This window comes from Streptococcus sp. NM (assembly GCF_003390135.1).
Classification (GTDB): domain Bacteria; phylum Bacillota; class Bacilli; order Lactobacillales; family Streptococcaceae; genus Streptococcus.
Genome location: NZ_QUOS01000003.1, coordinates 84,436 through 100,660, shown reverse-complemented (window position 1 = coordinate 100,660; position 16,225 = coordinate 84,436). Strand labels below are relative to the sequence as shown.

The window sequence follows — 16,225 nt, the reverse complement described above, 5'->3', positions numbered from 1 at the left end:
TCGCAAAATACCTGCTATCTCCCCTGTCTTGACCTCGCTTTTAGTGAGGCTTTTCTTCTATACGAAACTAGTAACACATTTCAGTAAACTTGTCGCATTTTCTTTCTAGTGGTATAATGTTACTATCCTGATGAATTGAGGAAACAAGATGAAAGAATATAACAAGTCTAGTAAGTTAGAGCATGTTGCTTATGATATCCGTGGTCCTGTTTTGGAAGAAGCCATGCGGATGCGAGCAAATGGAGAAAAGATTTTACGTCTGAATACAGGAAATCCAGCAGAATTTGGCTTTACAGCGCCAGACGAGGTCATTCATGACTTGATTATGAATGCGCGTGATAGTGAGGGTTATTCTGACTCCAAAGGGATTTTCTCAGCCCGTAAGGCTATCATGCAGTATTGCCAATTGAAAAAATTTCCAAACGTAGATATTGATGATATCTACCTTGGAAATGGTGTCAGTGAGTTGATTGTCATGTCCATGCAGGGGCTTTTGGACAATGGGGATGAGGTCTTAGTCCCAATGCCAGACTATCCTCTCTGGACAGCGGCTGTCAGTCTAGCTGGAGGAAATGCCGTTCACTATATCTGTGATGAAGCTGCCGAATGGTATCCAGATATTGACGATATCAAGTCAAAAATCACTTCCAATACCAAGGCAATCGTCCTTATCAATCCAAATAACCCAACTGGAGCTCTTTATCCTAAGGAACTCTTGCTGGAGATTATTGAGATTGCCCGTCAAAATGATTTGATTATCTTTGCGGATGAAATTTACGACCGCATGGTCATGGATGGTCATGTGCATACGCCTGTCGCTAGCTTGGCACCAGATGTTTTCTGTGTCAGCATGAATGGTCTATCAAAATCTCACCGTATCGCTGGTTTCCGTGTAGGTTGGATGGTCTTGTCTGGACCTAAGACTCATGTCAAGGGCTATATCGAAGGGCTCAATATGCTGTCCAATATGCGCCTTTGCTCTAACGTTTTAGCTCAACAAGTCGTGCAAACTTCCTTGGGTGGTCACCAATCAGTCGATGAATTGCTCCTTCCAGGTGGTAGGATTTATGAACAAAGAAACTTCATCTACAATGCTATTCAAGAGATTCCAGGTTTGTCTGCGGTTAAACCCAAGGCTGGGCTCTATATCTTCCCTAAAATCGACCGCAATATGTACCGTATCGATGATGATGAGCAATTTGTCCTTGATTTCTTGAAGCAGGAAAAGGTTCTCTTGGTTCATGGTCGAGGCTTTAACTGGCAGGAACCAGACCACTTCCGTATTGTTTACCTTCCTCGTGTTGATGAACTAGCCCAAATCCAAGAAAAGATGACTCGTTTCTTGAAACAGTATCGTAGATAGGGCTTACATTCGAAAAAGCTGGAAACATTTGCCTTGAGCTATTGACAAAAGTAAAAGAATCAGATAGAATAGTAAAGTATGTTTAGTAACTGATCACTTTATAGCCGGCTAAACGAATACAAAATCTATGAGGAGGTATTCATCGTGAAACGTACTTATCAACCAAGTAAACTTCGTCGTGCGCGCAAACACGGATTCCGTAACCGTATGTCAACTAAAAACGGTCGTCGCGTATTGGCAGCTCGTCGTCGTAAAGGACGCAAAGTTTTGGCTGCATAATCCAAACGAACTATATCAAAAATCAGTAGGAACTCGAGTCTACTGATTTTTATTTTTGTAAAAAAGTACAAAAGGCTTTATATTTTTGCCTAAATGGTGTATAATATTTCACATACTGTAAAAAATGGAGAATAATCATGAAGAAATCAAAAGTTATGCTTTTTGGAGCTATGGCTTTGACAGCAGCTCTAGCTTTAGCAGCGTGTGGATCATCTCAATCAAGTAATGCAGACAAGACTTACTCTTATATCTTTGTCAATAACCCAGATACTTTGGATTATATTACTTCTACCCGAGACTCTACATCTAGTATCACAACCAACTTGATTGATGGTTTGTTGGAAAACGACCAGTATGGCAATCTCATTCCCTCTATGGCTGAGTCATGGACGGTGTCAAAAGATGGTTTGACCTACACTTATAAAATCCGTCAGGGGGCTAAATGGTACACTTCTGAAGGAGAAGAGTATGCAGATGTAACGGCTCATGACTTTGTGACAGGTCTCAAGTATGCGGCTGATAAAAAGGCTGAAAACTTGTACTTGGTACAAGACTCTATCAAGGGTCTAGCAGATTATGTTGAAGGGAAATCATCTGATTTTGGTACTGTTGGTGTTAAGGCAGTGGATGATTACACTCTACAATATACTCTCAACCAACCTGAAACTTATTGGAACTCTAAAACAACAGCAAGTATCCTTAGTCCTGTAAATGAAGCTTTCTTGAAGTCTCAGGGAGATGACTTTGGAAGTGTGACACCATCAAGTATCTTGTCAAATGGTCCTTACTTATTTAAATCATTCACATCCAAATCTTTGATTGAATTTGATAAAAATCCTAATTACTGGGACAAGGACAATGTTAAAATCGAGAAAGTGAAGCTCTCTTTCTTTGACGGTTCTGACCAAGACAGCATTGCTAGAGGTTTCTTGGATGGTAACTATACTGATGGCCGTATCTTCCCAACAAGTTCAGTATTTGCTGAACTCAAGAAGGGCAATGAGGATAAGATTACCTACACACCACAAAACTCAGTGACTTTCTATTATCTTTTCAACGTTAATCGTCAAAGCTACAAGCAGACGATGAAACAGTCTGATAAGGAAAAGACAGATTCACGCGCAGCTATGCAAAATAAAGATTTCCGTCAGGCTATCAACTTTGCCTTTGACCGTCATGCCTATGCAGCGCAGACAAATGGTGAAGATGGAGCAGACCGTATCTTGCGTAATACGGTTACACCAAGTGACTTTGTCCAAGTTGGTGATAAGAACTTCGGTGATGTTGTTAATGAGAAAATTGTCAACTATGGTAAAGATTGGGCAAATATCAATCTAAACGATGGTAAGCAAGCCTTCTTGAATCCTGAAAAAGCCAAAGAGAAGTTTGCCAAGGCCAAAGAAAGTCTGCAAGCACAGGGAGTAACCTTCCCAATTCATTTGGATATGCCAGTTGACCAGACTGCTAAATTAGATGTGCAACAGGCCGGCTCTTTCAAACAAACAGTGGAAGAAACCCTTGGTAAGGAGAATGTGGTCATCGATGTTATCCAACTTTCTCCAGATGAAAAAGACCAAGCAACCTACTTTGCAGATACAGCAGAACAAAAAGACTACGATATCGACATCTCAGGATGGGGTGGAGACTACTCAGATCCTAAGACTTACCTAGCGATTCTAGACCCAGAGACAGGTTCTCAGTTGAAAAACATGGGCTTGTCTGAAGGAAAAGACAAGGAAGTTAAGGATAAGATTGGTCTTGCTGACTACAAGAAACTCTTGGATCAGGCAGACGCTGAAATCACAGATACTAATGCTCGCTATGAAAAATATGCTGAAGCCCAAGCTTGGTTGACAGATAGTGCCCTCTTCCTACCAGTTCAAAGTGGGGGAGCCAACCCAATCTTCCGTAAGACTGTACCGTTTACAGGTCCATTCTCATTCGTTGGTCATAAGGGAAATGCAGACAACTACAAATATGTTGAATTACAAAAAGAGCCAGTAACTGCTAAACAGTACCAGGAACTCTATGAAAAATGGCTGAAAGAAAAATCTGAGTCAAATAAAAAAGCTCAGGAAGATTTAGCTAACCACATTCAATAGTATTCCTAGTCATGCTTTTCAGTTAATACTCTTCGAAAATCTCTTCAAACCACGTCAGCGTTGCCTTACCGTATATATATGTTACTGACTTCGTCAGTTCTATCTACAACCTCAAAACAGTGTTTTGAGCTGACTTCGTCAGTTTCATCTACGACCTCAAAGCAGTGCTTTGAGCAGCCTGCAGCTAGCTTCCTAGTTTGCTCTTTGATTTTCATTGAGTATAAGTATAGTGGCTGAATTCAGAAAAGGCCCTACCAGACGCTTCTTGCTTCTGGTAGGGCCTTTTCTTTATTCTTTTAAGTGATAAGAGTAGCTAGCGACAACGACGTCTTGGTGCCAACGAAGGGCGTATTTGAGTTTGAGACTCATCTGATTGTGCAGGATATTTTGCCAAGGTTTATTAGGGATAAACTGGGGTACCAGAACAGTGACTGTATAGTTCTTTTTCTGGGCATCCTCGGAGATCCGTTTGACATACTTGACAGTAGGCGTGATGATGTCGCGGTAGCTGGTCTTGATGTTCTTCAGAGTAATGGTTGGGAAGTAATCGGCAAATTCTTGGAGAATTTCTTGGTCTTTCTCTGTTGTTTCCTTAGTAGAAATGTGCATGGCTAGGACTTCATCTCCGATACTTTGGGCATAGTTAATGGCTCCAACGCTGACGCGGGTGACATTTCCTACTAGGACGAGAACTAGATTTCCATTGTAGGTACGTTTTTCGATGCCTTCATAGAGACGCAGTTGTTGGGCTACTTTTTGATAATGACTGTGAATCGCCAAGAAGAGTAAGGTGAGTACGAGAATAATCGGGAAGAAAGGCCAGATATCACTGAGACGGAAAAAGAGCAGGATTAGCACGATAGCGTAGCAAATGATAGCTCCAAGGATATTGGCAAGGGCAGGTTTTAAGAAATTTGCCCCTTTTTCTTTTTTCCAATGGAGAATCATCCCAGTCTGAGAAAGGGCAAAGGGAACGAAGACCCCGATAGTATAAAGGGGAATCAAACGTTCGGTATTGCCATTAAAAATGAGAAGAAGAATCATAGCTCCAAATGCCAGAGTTAAAATTCCATTAGAGTAGCCTAGGCGGTCTCCTTTTTCCATAAAGAGATGGGGCATGTATTTGTTTTTAGCCATATTGTAAGCTAGCATAGGGAAGGCTGAAAAGCCAGTATTTGCAGCTACGGCTAAAATCAAGGCTGTGGAGAATTGGAAGATATAATAGCCAAGGTGACCTAAGAAGGAATTACCAAGGATGCCTTGAGCCATCTGTGAAAGAATAGTTTCTCCGTGTTGAGGCAGAATCCCCATCCAGTAGTTTAGGAAGGTAATGCCTGCAAAAAGAAAACCTAAAATCAGTGACATAATGGTCAAGGTTTGAGCGGCATTCTTTTCTTTTGGAGCCTTGAAAAAGGGAACGGCATTTGAAATAGCTTCAACCCCTGTCAGAGAGGCAGAGCCGCTGGTAAAGGCTCTTAGAATGAGAACTATAGACAGGCTCGGAACAGTATGCCCAATAGGTGAAGTTGCCTGATAGCTGAGAGACCCTGTCATTAGTTGAAAGATTCCATAGAGCAAGAGAAAGACAGTACTGATGATAAAGAGATAGACAGGAATCATCAGTGAACTGGCAGATTCTTTCAACCCTCGTAAGTTCAAGAGCATGAGCAAGCAAACCAGAAAAATGGAGATGTGGAGGTTGTAAGGGTGGAGGGCAGGGAGAGCTGCTGTGATAGCGTCAGCTCCAGATGAAACAGATACCGCTACGGTTAGCATATAGTCAACCAGAAGACTACCTCCAGCAATCAAGCCAAGTTGGGGAGATAGATTTTCTCGAGTAACCATATATGCCCCTCCCCCTTGAGGATAGGCATGGATGATTTGACGGTAGGAAACGGTCAGGCTAGCTAGAAGCAGGAGGACAAAGAGGCCGATAGGAAGGCTCCACCATATAGCTAGAGGAGAGAGACTAGCCAAGACGAGGACTACTTGCTCAGGTCCATAGGCGATGGAGGACAGAGCGTCGCTTGACAACATGGCTAGTGCCTGCATTTTTCCCAGTAGTCCCCCTTCGCCTTCGGTTAAGGATTTAAGAGGACGACCGATAAAGGTCTGTTTTAATTTTGTAAACATAGTTGTTTCCTTTGTTGAAAAATTCAATAAGTGTTATTATACTGCTTTGGAAAAAGAGCGTCAAGAGATGATAATGGGTTTTAGAATATTTTTTACAGATGAGGAGATAGGGCGGTTTTTTGGTATAATAGAAGATAGAAAACGAGGTTAGAAGAGATGATTTTTGATACACATACACACTTGAATGTAGAAGAATTTGCAGGTCGTGAGGCAGAAGAAATTGCCTTTGCTGCTGAGATGGGTGTGATACAGATGAATATTGTTGGTTTTGATAAAACGACGATTGAGCGTGCCTTGGAGTTGGTAGATGAGTATGACCAGCTCTATGCGACAATCGGTTGGCATCCGACAGAAGCTGGGACTTACACAGAGGAGATTGAAGCCTACCTGCTTGATAAACTCAAGCATCCCAAGGTTGTTGCTTTAGGTGAAATTGGTTTGGATTATCATTGGATGACAGCGCCAAAAGAGGTGCAGGAGCAGGTTTTTCGCCGTCAGATTCAATTATCTAAGGACTTGGATTTGCCTTTTGTTGTCCATACCCGTGATGCGCTGGAAGATACCTATGAGATTATCAAAAGTGAGGGCGTTGGTCCTCGTGGTGGGATTATGCACTCATTTTCAGGGACGCTTGAGTGGGCAGAGAAGTTTGTGGACCTTGGTATGACTATTTCCTTCTCAGGAGTGGTGACTTTCAAGAAGGCAACTGATATCCAAGAGGCTGCTAGAGAACTTCCTTTGGACAAGATTTTGGTGGAAACAGATGCGCCCTACCTAGCTCCTGTTCCTAAACGGGGTCGCGAAAACAAAACAGCTTACACCCGTTATGTGGTGGACTTTATAGCGGATTTACGTGGGATGACGACAGAAGAGCTGGCGGCAGCAACGACTGCAAATGCAGAACGAATTTTTGGATTGGACAGCAAGTAATGAAAGAAAAAATTTCCCAAGTTATCGTGGTCGAAGGGCGCGATGATACGGCCAATCTCAAACGCTATTTCGATGTAGAGACCTATGAGACACGAGGTTCTGCCATCAATGAGCAGGATCTAGAGCGTATTCAGCGTCTACATGAGCTTCATGGAGTCATTGTCTTTACAGACCCAGATTTTAATGGGGAGCGGATTCGCCGCATGATTATGACGGCCATCCCAACAGTTCAGCATGCCTTCCTCAAACGAGATGAAGCTGTTCCCAAGTCCAAAACCAAGGGACGTTCTCTGGGAATTGAGCATGCTAGCTATGAAGACCTGAAAACGGCTCTAGCTCAGGTTACAGAACAATTTGAACATGAGAGTCAGTTTGACATCAGTCGTAGCGACTTGATTCGCCTTGGTTTTCTAGCGGGAGCAGACAGCCGTAAGCGCAGAGAATATCTAGGAGAGGCTCTCCGAATCGGCTATTCCAACGGCAAGCAACTTCTCAAGCGCCTAGAACTATTTGGAGTAACCTTGGCAGAAGTGGAAGAAGCTATGAAACGTTATGAGTATAGCTAAGCAGACCCCAAATGTAAGGGGAATGTGTTACAATAGAAGTAAGTAGATTTATGTCAGGGGATTCACTTTGATAATATTTAAATAGATGTTTACAAGGAAAGAGTGAAATGAAAATACGAGTTGATAGAGATTCTGTCTGTATGGGTGATGATGTATTACCTCATGAGCTAGAATTTGAAGTTCCAGAAGACATGACGGTGAAAGATTTTTTTGATTTTCTAGAAATGGAGCGTTACCTACCTTCTGTCCAAGGGAATAATGTTGCATGGGAACTTCGTAATCGAAACGGGGAACATGGAGTTTATTTCACCAAAACACGAGAAATTATTCATCCAGATGCACTCCTAAAAGAGATGATGGAAGGATTTGATGGAACACCTTTATTTGTTTTGCTCTATCATGCTACTCCAGAAGCTTACTATATTAGAAAAGAGAATAAATGAGAATTGCAGATTATAGCGTGACCAAGGCAGTGCTGGAGCGTCACGGTTTTACCTTTAAAAAGTCCTTCGGGCAAAATTTCTTGACGGATACCAATATCCTTCAAAAGATCGTGGATACGGCTGAGATTGATGACCAGGTCAATGTCATCGAAATCGGGCCAGGTATTGGTGCCTTGACCGAGTTTCTGGCTGAGCGTGCAGCTCAAGTCATGGCCTTTGAGATTGACCACCGTTTGGTGCCAATTTTGGCAGATACCCTGCGTGATTTTGACAATGTGACCGTGGTCAACGAGGATATTCTCAAGGTTGACTTGGCGCAACATATCCAGAATTTTAAAAATCCTGACCTGCCAATCAAGGTAGTGGCTAATCTGCCTTACTACATCACGACACCTATTCTCATGCACTTGATAGAGAGTGGGATTCCTTTTAGTGAGTTTGTGGTCATGATGCAAAAAGAAGTTGCGGATCGTATCTCGGCTCAACCAAATACCAAGGCATATGGCAGTTTGTCAATCGCTGTCCAATACTATATGACAGCCAAGGTTGCCTTTATCGTGCCTCGTACGGTCTTTGTGCCAGCGCCAAATGTGGACTCAGCCATCTTGAAAATGGTGCGCCGTCCAGAACCAGCTGTAGCAGTGGAAGACGAGAACCTCTTCTTTAAGGTTTCCAAGGCAAGTTTCACCCATCGCCGTAAAACCTTGTGGAACAATTTGACAGGTTACTTTGGCAAGACTGAGGAGGTCAAGGACAAGCTGACCAAGGCTTTGGACCAAGCAGGCTTGTCACCAAGTGTGCGTGGGGAAGCTCTCAGCTTGGCAGAATTTGCCAGCCTAGCAGATGCACTTAAAGGGCAAGGACTCTAAGATGCAGGGACAAATTATTAAAGCCTTGGCAGGCTTCTACTATGTAGAGAGTGATAGCCAGGTCTATCAAACACGCGCGCGTGGGAATTTCCGTAAAAAAGGCCATACACCCTATGTTGGGGACTGGGTCGATTTTTCTGCCGAGGAAAATTCAGAAGGTTATATCCTCAAAATTCACGAACGGAAAAACAGTCTGGTCCGTCCGCCTATTGTCAATATTGACCAAGCTGTAGTAATCATGTCCGTCAAGGAACCTGAATTTAACAACAATTTGCTGGATCGTTTCTTGGTTCTATTAGAGCACAAGGGCATCCATCCCATCGTCTATATTTCCAAGATGGATTTGTTGGAAGATAGGGGAGAACTGGATTTTTATGAACAGACTTATGCTGATATCGGCTATGACTTTGTGACCAGTAAAGAGGAACTCCTGCCCTTGTTAACAGGCAAAGTGACGGTCTTTATGGGGCAGACGGGTGTTGGGAAGTCAACGCTTCTCAATAAAATAGCACCAGACCTCAATCTTGAAACAGGAGAAATCTCAGACAGTCTGGGTCGCGGGCGCCATACCACTCGAGCTGTTAGTTTTTACAACCTCAATGGGGGTAAAATCGCAGATACACCGGGATTTTCATCTTTGGACTATGAAGTATCAACGGCGGAAGACCTCAATCAGGCCTTTCCAGAAATCGCTAGTGTCAGCCGAGATTGTAAATTCCGCACTTGTACTCATACCCATGAGCCAGCTTGCGCCGTCAAGCCAGCTGTAGAAGAGGGCGCTATCGCGTCCTTCCGTTTTGACAACTACCTACAATTCCTCAGTGAGATTGAAAATCGCAGAGAAACTTATAAAAAAGTCAGCAAAAAAATTACAAAATAAGGAGAAACCTATGTCTCAATACAAGATTGCTCCGTCAATTCTGGCAGCAGATTATGCCAACTTTGAACGTGAAATCAAGCGTCTAGAAGCAACTGGTGCAGAATATGCCCATATCGATATCATGGATGGTCATTTTGTACCGCAAATCAGTTTTGGTGCAGGTGTGGTCGAAGCTCTTCGCCCTCATAGTAAGATGGTTTTCGATTGCCACTTGATGGTGTCAAACCCTGAGCATCATTTAGAAGACTTTGCGCGTGCAGGTGCGGATATCATCAGCATCCATGTGGAAGCAACGCCCCATATTCATGGTGCCCTCCAAAAAATTCGTTCACTCGGAGTTAAGCCTTCAGTTGTTATCAATCCTGGTACGCCTGTTGAGGCGATTAAGCACGTCCTTCATCTAGTTGACCAAGTTTTAGTCATGACAGTTAACCCAGGCTTTGGTGGGCAAGCCTTTCTACCAGAGACCATGGATAAGGTCCGAGAGTTGGTTGCTCTTCGTGATGAAAAAGGCTTGAATTTTGAAATTGAAGTGGATGGCGGGATTGATGACCAAACTATTGCTCAAGCCAAAGAAGCTGGTGCAACTGTTTTTGTAGCAGGTTCCTATGTCTTTAAGGGAGATGTCAATGAGCGAGTACAAACTCTCAGAAAACAACTGGACTAGGGTTGCCGTTTTTGCGGGCGGAGACCGCGGCCATTATCGGACAGATTTTGATGCTTTTGTCGGTGTGGATCGAGGCTCGCTCTGGGTCTTGGAAGAAAACCTTCTTCTTGCTCTAGCGGTTGGAGATTTTGATTCTGTGACCGAAGAAGAACGACAGGTGATTCAAAAATGTGCCCAACATTTTGTCCAAGCGCGACCAGAAAAAGATGATACAGATCTGGAATTGGCTCTCTTGACCATCTTTGAGAAAAATCCTCAGGCTCAGGTCACTATTTTCGGTGCTCTTGGTGGTCGTATTGACCATATGTTGGCCAATGTCTTTTTACCTAGCAATCCCAAGTTGGCTCCCTATATGCGTCAGATAGCAATTGAGGATGGGCAAAACTTGATTACTTATTGTCCAGAAGGGACCAGTCAGCTACATCCCCGTTCAGACTACGACTATCTAGCCTTTATGCCAGTTCGAGATAGCCAGCTGACCATTCTTGGTGCCAAGTATGAGTTGACAGAGGAAAATTTTTTCTTTAAAAAAGTGTACGCTTCTAACGAATATATAGATAGGGAAGTGTCGGTGACTTGCCCAGATGGCTATGTAGTCGTGCTGAATAGCAAGGACAGGAGGTAGGATGGAAAGTTTACTTGTTCTATTATTGATTGCCAACCTAGCTGGCCTCTTTCTCATTTGGCAGAGGCAGGATAAGCAAGACAAACACGTAAGCAAGAGCTTGGAGGACCAGGCAGATCATTTGTCAGACCAGTTGGATTACCGCTTTGAACAAGCCAGACAAGCCAGCCAGTTAGATCAAAAAGATTTGGAAGTGGCTGTCAGCGACCGTTTGCAAGAAGTTCGAATGGAATTGCACCAAGGCTTAACTCAAGTTCGTCAAGAAATGACAGATAATCTCCTCCAAACCAGAGACAAGACTGACCAACGTCTCCAAGCCTTGCAGGAATCAAATGAGCAACGCTTGGAACAAATGCGTCAAACAGTCGAGGAAAAACTAGAAAAGACCTTGCAGACGCGCTTGCAGGCTTCCTTTGAGACAGTTTCCAAACAACTAGAGTCGGTCAATCGTGGTCTTGGAGAAATGCAGACAGTTGCCCGTGATGTCGGAGCCCTCAACAAGGTTCTCTCTGGAACCAAGACGAGAGGGATTCTGGGAGAATTGCAATTGGGGCAAATTATTGAGGACATCATGACACCTGCACAGTACGAACGAGAATACGCAACGGTTGAAAACTCCAGTGAACGAGTGGAGTATGCCATTAAGTTACCCGGACAAGGAGACCAAGAATACGTCTATCTACCAATTGACTCCAAGTTTCCATTGGCTGATTATTACCGCTTGGAAGAAGCCTATGAAGCAGGTAACAAGGATGAAATCGAACGGTGTCGTAAGTCGCTCTTAGCAAGCGTCAAGCGCTTTGCCAAGGATATCAGGAGCAAGTACATAGCACCGCCTCGGACGACTAATTTTGGAGTTTTGTTTGTTCCGACAGAAGGTCTCTACTCAGAAATCGTCCGCAATCCTGTCTTCTTTGATGATTTGAGACGGGAGGAGCAGATTATTGTCGCAGGTCCAAGTACCCTGTCAGCTCTCCTCAATTCCCTATCAGTTGGTTTCAAAACTCTCAATATCCAAAAGAGTGCCGATCATATCAGCAAAACGCTTTCCAGCGTCAAGACCGAGTTTGGCAAGTTTGGTGGCATTCTGGTTAAGGCACAAAAACACCTCCAACATGCCTCTGGCAATATTGATGAATTATTAAACCGTCGTACCACAGCTATCGAGCGGACGCTCCGTCACATTGAGTTGTCAGAAGGTGAGCCTGCGCTTGATCTACTCCATTTCCAAGAAAATGAGGAAGAATATGAAGATTAGTCACATGAAAAAAGATGAGCTATTTGAAGGCTTTTACCTAATCAAGTCAGCTGACCTGAGGCAAACTCGAGCTGGGAAAAACTACCTAGCCTTTACCTTCCAAGATGATAGCGGCGAGATTGAAGGGAAACTCTGGGATGCCCAACCTCATAACGTTGAGGCCTTTACCGCAGGTAAGGTTGTCCACATGAAAGGACGCCGAGAAGTTTATAACAACACCCCTCAAGTCAATCAAATTACTCTCCGCTTGCCTCAACCTGGCGAACCCAATGACCCAGCTGATTTCAAGGTCAAGTCGCCAGTTGATGTCAAGGAAATCCGTGACTATATGTCGCAAATGATTTTTAAAATTGAAAATCCTGTTTGGCAACGGATTGTCCGAAAGCTCTACACCAAGTATGATAAGGAATTTTACTCCTATCCAGCAGCCAAGACCAACCACCATGCCTTTGAAACGGGTTTGGCTTTCCACACTGCAACCATGGTGCGTTTGGCAGATGCTATTAGCGAAGTTTATCCTCAGCTCAATAAGAGCCTGCTCTATGCGGGGATTATGCTGCATGACTTGGCTAAGGTCATTGAGTTGACGGGACCAGACCAGACCGAGTACACAGTGCGAGGCAATCTTCTTGGACATATCGCTCTCATTGATAGCGAAATTACCAAGACAGTGATGGAACTCGGCATCGATGATACCAAGGAAGAAGTCGTTCTGCTTCGTCATGTCATCCTTAGTCACCACGGCTTACTTGAGTATGGAAGTCCAGTCCGTCCACGCATTATGGAAGCAGAGATTATCCATATGATTGACAATCTGGATGCAAGCATGATGATGATGTCAACAGCTCTTGCTTTGGTGGATAAGGGAGAGATGACCAATAAAATCTTCGCTATGGACAATCGTTCCTTCTATAAACCAGATTTAGATTAATAATTTAAGAAAAACGAGCATTTTTAGGATAAGAATGTTCGTTTTTTTATGTGAATATGGTATAATAGATAAAATATCAAAATTAAATGAAGTGGGAAATAGAAATGAAATTAAGAAGAAGTGATCGGATGGTTGTCATTTCCAACTATTTGATTAATAATCCTTATAAACTAACCAGTCTCAATACTTTTGCTGAAAAGTATGAATCTGCTAAATCATCCATCTCAGAGGATATCGTGATTATCAAACGCGCCTTTGAGGAAATTGAAATCGGTCATATCCAGACAGTAACTGGTGCTGGTGGTGGTGTCATTTTCACACCATCAATCTCAAGCCATGATGCCAAGGAAATGGTTGAAGACTTGCGTGCCAAGTTGTCAGAAAGTGACCGTATCTTGCCAGGTGGCTATATCTACCTGTCTGATTTGCTTAGTACACCAGCTATCTTGAAAAATATTGGTCGCATTATTGCCAAGAGCTTTATGGACCAAAAAATTGATGCGGTTATGACAGTAGCGACTAAGGGTGTTCCACTTGCAAATGCAGTTGCCAATGTTCTGAATGTTCCCTTTGTCATTGTGCGCCGTGACCTGAAAATTACCGAAGGTTCAACAGTCAGCGTCAACTATGTATCAGGTTCAAGTGGTGATCGCATTGAGAAAATGTTCCTTTCAAAACGTAGTCTCAAGGCAGGAAGCCGTGTCTTGATTGTGGATGACTTCTTGAAAGGCGGCGGAACTGTCAACGGGATGATTAGTCTCTTGCGTGAGTTTGATTCAGAATTGGCAGGTGTAGCAGTCTTTGCGGACAATGCCCAAGAAGAACGTGAAAAGCAGTTTGACTACAAGTCACTCTTGAAGGTAACCAATATTGATGTCAAGAACCAAGCCATCGATGTTGAGGTTGGCAATATCTTTGACGAAGACAAATAAGAGATAGAACTAAAGGTTGGAACGATTGTCCCAGCCTTTCTTTGCAAATAGAATAGAAGGAAACTTATGAAAACACCATTTATCAATAAAAAAGACTTGGAAAAGATTGTTGCCGAGTTCCCAACTCCCTTTCACTTGTATGATGAGAAGGGGATTCGTGAGAAGGCAAGAGCCGTCAATCAAGCCTTTTCGTGGAACAAGGGCTTTAAGGAATATTTTGCAGTTAAGGCTACTCCAACACCAGCTATTTTGAAAATTCTCCAAGAGGAAGGGTGCGGTGTGGACTGCTCTAGTTATGTGGAGCTTTTGATGAGCCATAAACTGAATTTCCCTGGTTCTGAGATTATGTTCTCTTCAAACAATACGCCAGATAAGGAATATGCCTATGCACGTGAATTGGGTGCGACCATTAACTTGGATGCCTTTGAAGATATTGAACATCTAGAGCGTGCAGCAGGCATTCCAGAAATCATCTCTTGTCGTTACAATCCTGGTGGTGTTTTTGAACTGGGAACAGATATCATGGACAATCCTGGAGAAGCCAAGTTTGGCATGACCAAGGACCAGCTCTTTGAAGCTTTTGCCATCTTGAAGGAAAAAGGAGCCAAGACTTTTGGGATTCACTCTTTCCTAGCGTCCAATACCGTGACCCATCTCTATTATCCAGAGTTGGCTCGTCAGCTTTTTGAATTGGCTGTTGAAATCAAGGAAAAGTTGGGAATTTCGCTAGACTTTATCAATCTTTCTGGCGGTATTGGTGTCAATTATCGTCCAGATCAGGAACCAAATGACATCGCCTTGATTGGTGAGGGAGTTCGTAAGGTGTATGAAGAGGTCCTTACGCCAGCAGGTCTTGGTAAGGTTAAGATTTTCACAGAATTGGGTCGTTTTATGTTAGCTCCTCACGGTGCTCTCGTCACAAGAGTCACTCATAAGAAGAAAACTTACCGTACCTATCTAGGTGTGGATGCATCAGCAGTCAACCTCATGCGTCCAGCTATGTACGGAGCCTACCATCATATTACTAACGTGACCCATCCAGATGGACCAGATGAAGTGGTAGATGTGGTTGGTTCACTCTGTGAAAACAATGATAAATTTGCAGTGAATCGCGAACTGCCTCATACAGAAATCGGTGATTTGCTGGTCATTCATGATACAGGTGCACACGGTTTTTCAATGGGCTACCAGTACAACGCCAAACTTCGTTCTGCGGAAATCCTCTATACCGAAGAAGGCAAAGCCCGCCAAATCCGCCGTGCAGAGCGCCCTGAGGACTATTTTGCAACCTTGTATGGCTTTGATTTTGAAGAATAAAATGATAATTCATTGAAAATGAAATTGAAAAACAGATTGCTTTCTAAAAAATAGGCAAAAATCTTGTTTTTCCTTCAAGTCATGATATAATAAAACTATAAAACGTTTTCAAGGAAGGTAACGATATGTCTGAAGAAACAATTGATTATGGACAAGTGACAGGAATGGTGCATTCGACAGAAAGCTTTGGGTCAGTAGATGGGCCTGGTATTCGCTTTATTGTCTTTTTGCAGGGCTGTCACATGCGTTGCCAGTATTGCCACAACCCGGACACTTGGGCTATGGAGTCCAATAAATCACGTGAACGGACGGTAGATGATGTCTTGACAGAAGCCTTGCGTTATCGCGGTTTCTGGGGAAATAAGGGCGGGATTACAGTCAGTGGAGGAGAAGCCCTCTTGCAGATTGATTTCTTGATTGCCCTCTTTACCAAGGCTAAGGAACAAGGAATCCACTGTACTTTGGACACCTGTGCCCTTCCTTTCCGTAATAAACCACGTTACCTTGAAAAGTTTGACAAACTCATGGCTGTCACTGACTTGGTTCTTTTGGATATCAAGGAAATCAACGAAGCACAGCATAAGATTGTCACTAGCCAAACCAATAAAAATATCTTGGCTTGTGCCCAGTATTTATCAGATATTGGAAAACCTGTCTGGATTCGCCACGTGCTAGTTCCAGGATTGACAGATAGAGATGATGACTTGATTGAACTTGGGAAGTTCGTCAAGACCCTAAAAAATGTTGATAAGTTTGAAATTCTACCTTATCACACCATGGGAGAATTCAAATGGCGTGAATTGGGAATTCCTTATTCCCTCGAAGGAGTTAAACCACCAACAGCAGACCGCGTGAAGAACGCTAAAAAACTCATGGATACCGAAAGTTATCAAGACTATATGAAACGTGTACATGGATAAAAAAGAAGCC

Annotated in this window: 16 protein-coding genes; 15 read left to right on the top strand and 1 reads right to left on the bottom strand. The window is 43.2% G+C overall.

From position 1 onward, the window contains the following. Nucleotides 1-148 precede the first annotated feature (148 nt). From DXN33_RS06265 to DXN33_RS06255, 3 genes are all read left to right on the top strand, one after another. A complete protein-coding gene (locus DXN33_RS06265; protein ID WP_000666460.1) occupies nucleotides 149-1,363 on the top strand; it encodes a pyridoxal phosphate-dependent aminotransferase in 1,215 nt (404 codons plus the stop codon). Between the two features lie 144 nt (nucleotides 1,364-1,507). Beyond that, entirely contained in the window at nucleotides 1,508-1,642 is a 135-nt protein-coding gene (gene rpmH / locus DXN33_RS06260; RefSeq protein WP_000831905.1) for a 50S ribosomal protein L34, read from the top strand. Between the two features lie 137 nt (nucleotides 1,643-1,779). After that, on the top strand, nucleotides 1,780-3,744 hold the full coding sequence (locus DXN33_RS06255) for a peptide ABC transporter substrate-binding protein (RefSeq protein WP_115904642.1): 1,965 nt from the start codon (nucleotides 1,780-1,782) through the stop codon (nucleotides 3,742-3,744). A 288-nt stretch (nucleotides 3,745-4,032) separates the two neighbouring features. Here the strand turns inward: DXN33_RS06255 and DXN33_RS06245 are convergent, their stop codons facing one another. Next, nucleotides 4,033-5,877, bottom strand: a complete 1,845-nt coding sequence (locus tag DXN33_RS06245) for an APC family permease (protein WP_115904641.1) — start codon at nucleotides 5,875-5,877, stop codon at nucleotides 4,033-4,035. Between the two features lie 156 nt (nucleotides 5,878-6,033). Here DXN33_RS06245 and DXN33_RS06240 point away from each other — a divergent pair, with 156 nt between their 5' ends. From DXN33_RS06240 to pflA, 12 genes are all read left to right on the top strand, one after another. Beyond that, complete coding sequence (locus DXN33_RS06240) at nucleotides 6,034-6,807, top strand: TatD family hydrolase (protein WP_115904640.1); 774 nt, start codon at nucleotides 6,034-6,036, stop codon at nucleotides 6,805-6,807. Continuing rightward, complete coding sequence (gene rnmV / locus DXN33_RS06235; RefSeq protein ID WP_115904639.1) at nucleotides 6,807-7,373, top strand: ribonuclease M5; 567 nt, start codon at nucleotides 6,807-6,809, stop codon at nucleotides 7,371-7,373. Before DXN33_RS06240 ends, rnmV begins: the two co-directional genes overlap by 1 nt. A gap of 107 nt (nucleotides 7,374-7,480) precedes the next feature. After that, a complete protein-coding gene (locus DXN33_RS06230) occupies nucleotides 7,481-7,816 on the top strand; it encodes a hypothetical protein (RefSeq protein WP_070842279.1) in 336 nt (111 codons plus the stop codon). Then, nucleotides 7,813-8,685, top strand: a complete 873-nt coding sequence (gene rsmA, locus DXN33_RS06225) for a 16S rRNA (adenine(1518)-N(6)/adenine(1519)-N(6))-dimethyltransferase RsmA (RefSeq protein WP_070842278.1) — start codon at nucleotides 7,813-7,815, stop codon at nucleotides 8,683-8,685. Before DXN33_RS06230 ends, rsmA begins: the two co-directional genes overlap by 4 nt. Before the next feature lies 1 nt (nucleotide 8,686). Further along, nucleotides 8,687-9,565 (top strand): ribosome small subunit-dependent GTPase A, encoded by an 879-nt coding sequence (gene rsgA, locus DXN33_RS06220; RefSeq protein WP_115904712.1) that lies wholly within the window; start codon nucleotides 8,687-8,689, stop codon nucleotides 9,563-9,565. 10 nt (nucleotides 9,566-9,575) lie between these two features. Next, the gene (gene rpe / locus DXN33_RS06215) at nucleotides 9,576-10,232 is read left to right on the top strand and encodes a ribulose-phosphate 3-epimerase (protein ID WP_115904638.1); all 657 of its coding nucleotides are present in this window, start codon (nucleotides 9,576-9,578) and stop codon (nucleotides 10,230-10,232) included. Further along, a complete protein-coding gene (locus DXN33_RS06210) occupies nucleotides 10,195-10,857 on the top strand; it encodes a thiamine diphosphokinase (protein ID WP_115904637.1) in 663 nt (220 codons plus the stop codon). The genes rpe and DXN33_RS06210 overlap by 38 nt, the downstream gene beginning before the upstream one ends. Before the next feature lies 1 nt (nucleotide 10,858). Continuing rightward, nucleotides 10,859-12,115, top strand: coding sequence for a DNA recombination protein RmuC (gene rmuC / locus DXN33_RS06205; protein WP_115904636.1), 1,257 nt, complete (start codon nucleotides 10,859-10,861; stop codon nucleotides 12,113-12,115). Next, a complete protein-coding gene (locus DXN33_RS06200) occupies nucleotides 12,105-13,046 on the top strand; it encodes a 3'-5' exoribonuclease YhaM family protein (RefSeq protein WP_004260511.1) in 942 nt (313 codons plus the stop codon). The genes rmuC and DXN33_RS06200 overlap by 11 nt, the downstream gene beginning before the upstream one ends. Before the next feature lie 104 nt (nucleotides 13,047-13,150). Next, nucleotides 13,151-13,978, top strand: a complete 828-nt coding sequence (gene purR, locus DXN33_RS06195; RefSeq protein ID WP_004238844.1) for a pur operon repressor — start codon at nucleotides 13,151-13,153, stop codon at nucleotides 13,976-13,978. 66 nt (nucleotides 13,979-14,044) lie between these two features. Further along, complete coding sequence (locus DXN33_RS06190) at nucleotides 14,045-15,295, top strand: diaminopimelate decarboxylase (RefSeq protein WP_115904635.1); 1,251 nt, start codon at nucleotides 14,045-14,047, stop codon at nucleotides 15,293-15,295. 125 nt (nucleotides 15,296-15,420) lie between these two features. Further along, a complete protein-coding gene (gene pflA, locus DXN33_RS06185) occupies nucleotides 15,421-16,215 on the top strand; it encodes a pyruvate formate-lyase-activating protein (protein ID WP_115904634.1) in 795 nt (264 codons plus the stop codon). Nucleotides 16,216-16,225 lie beyond the last annotated feature (10 nt).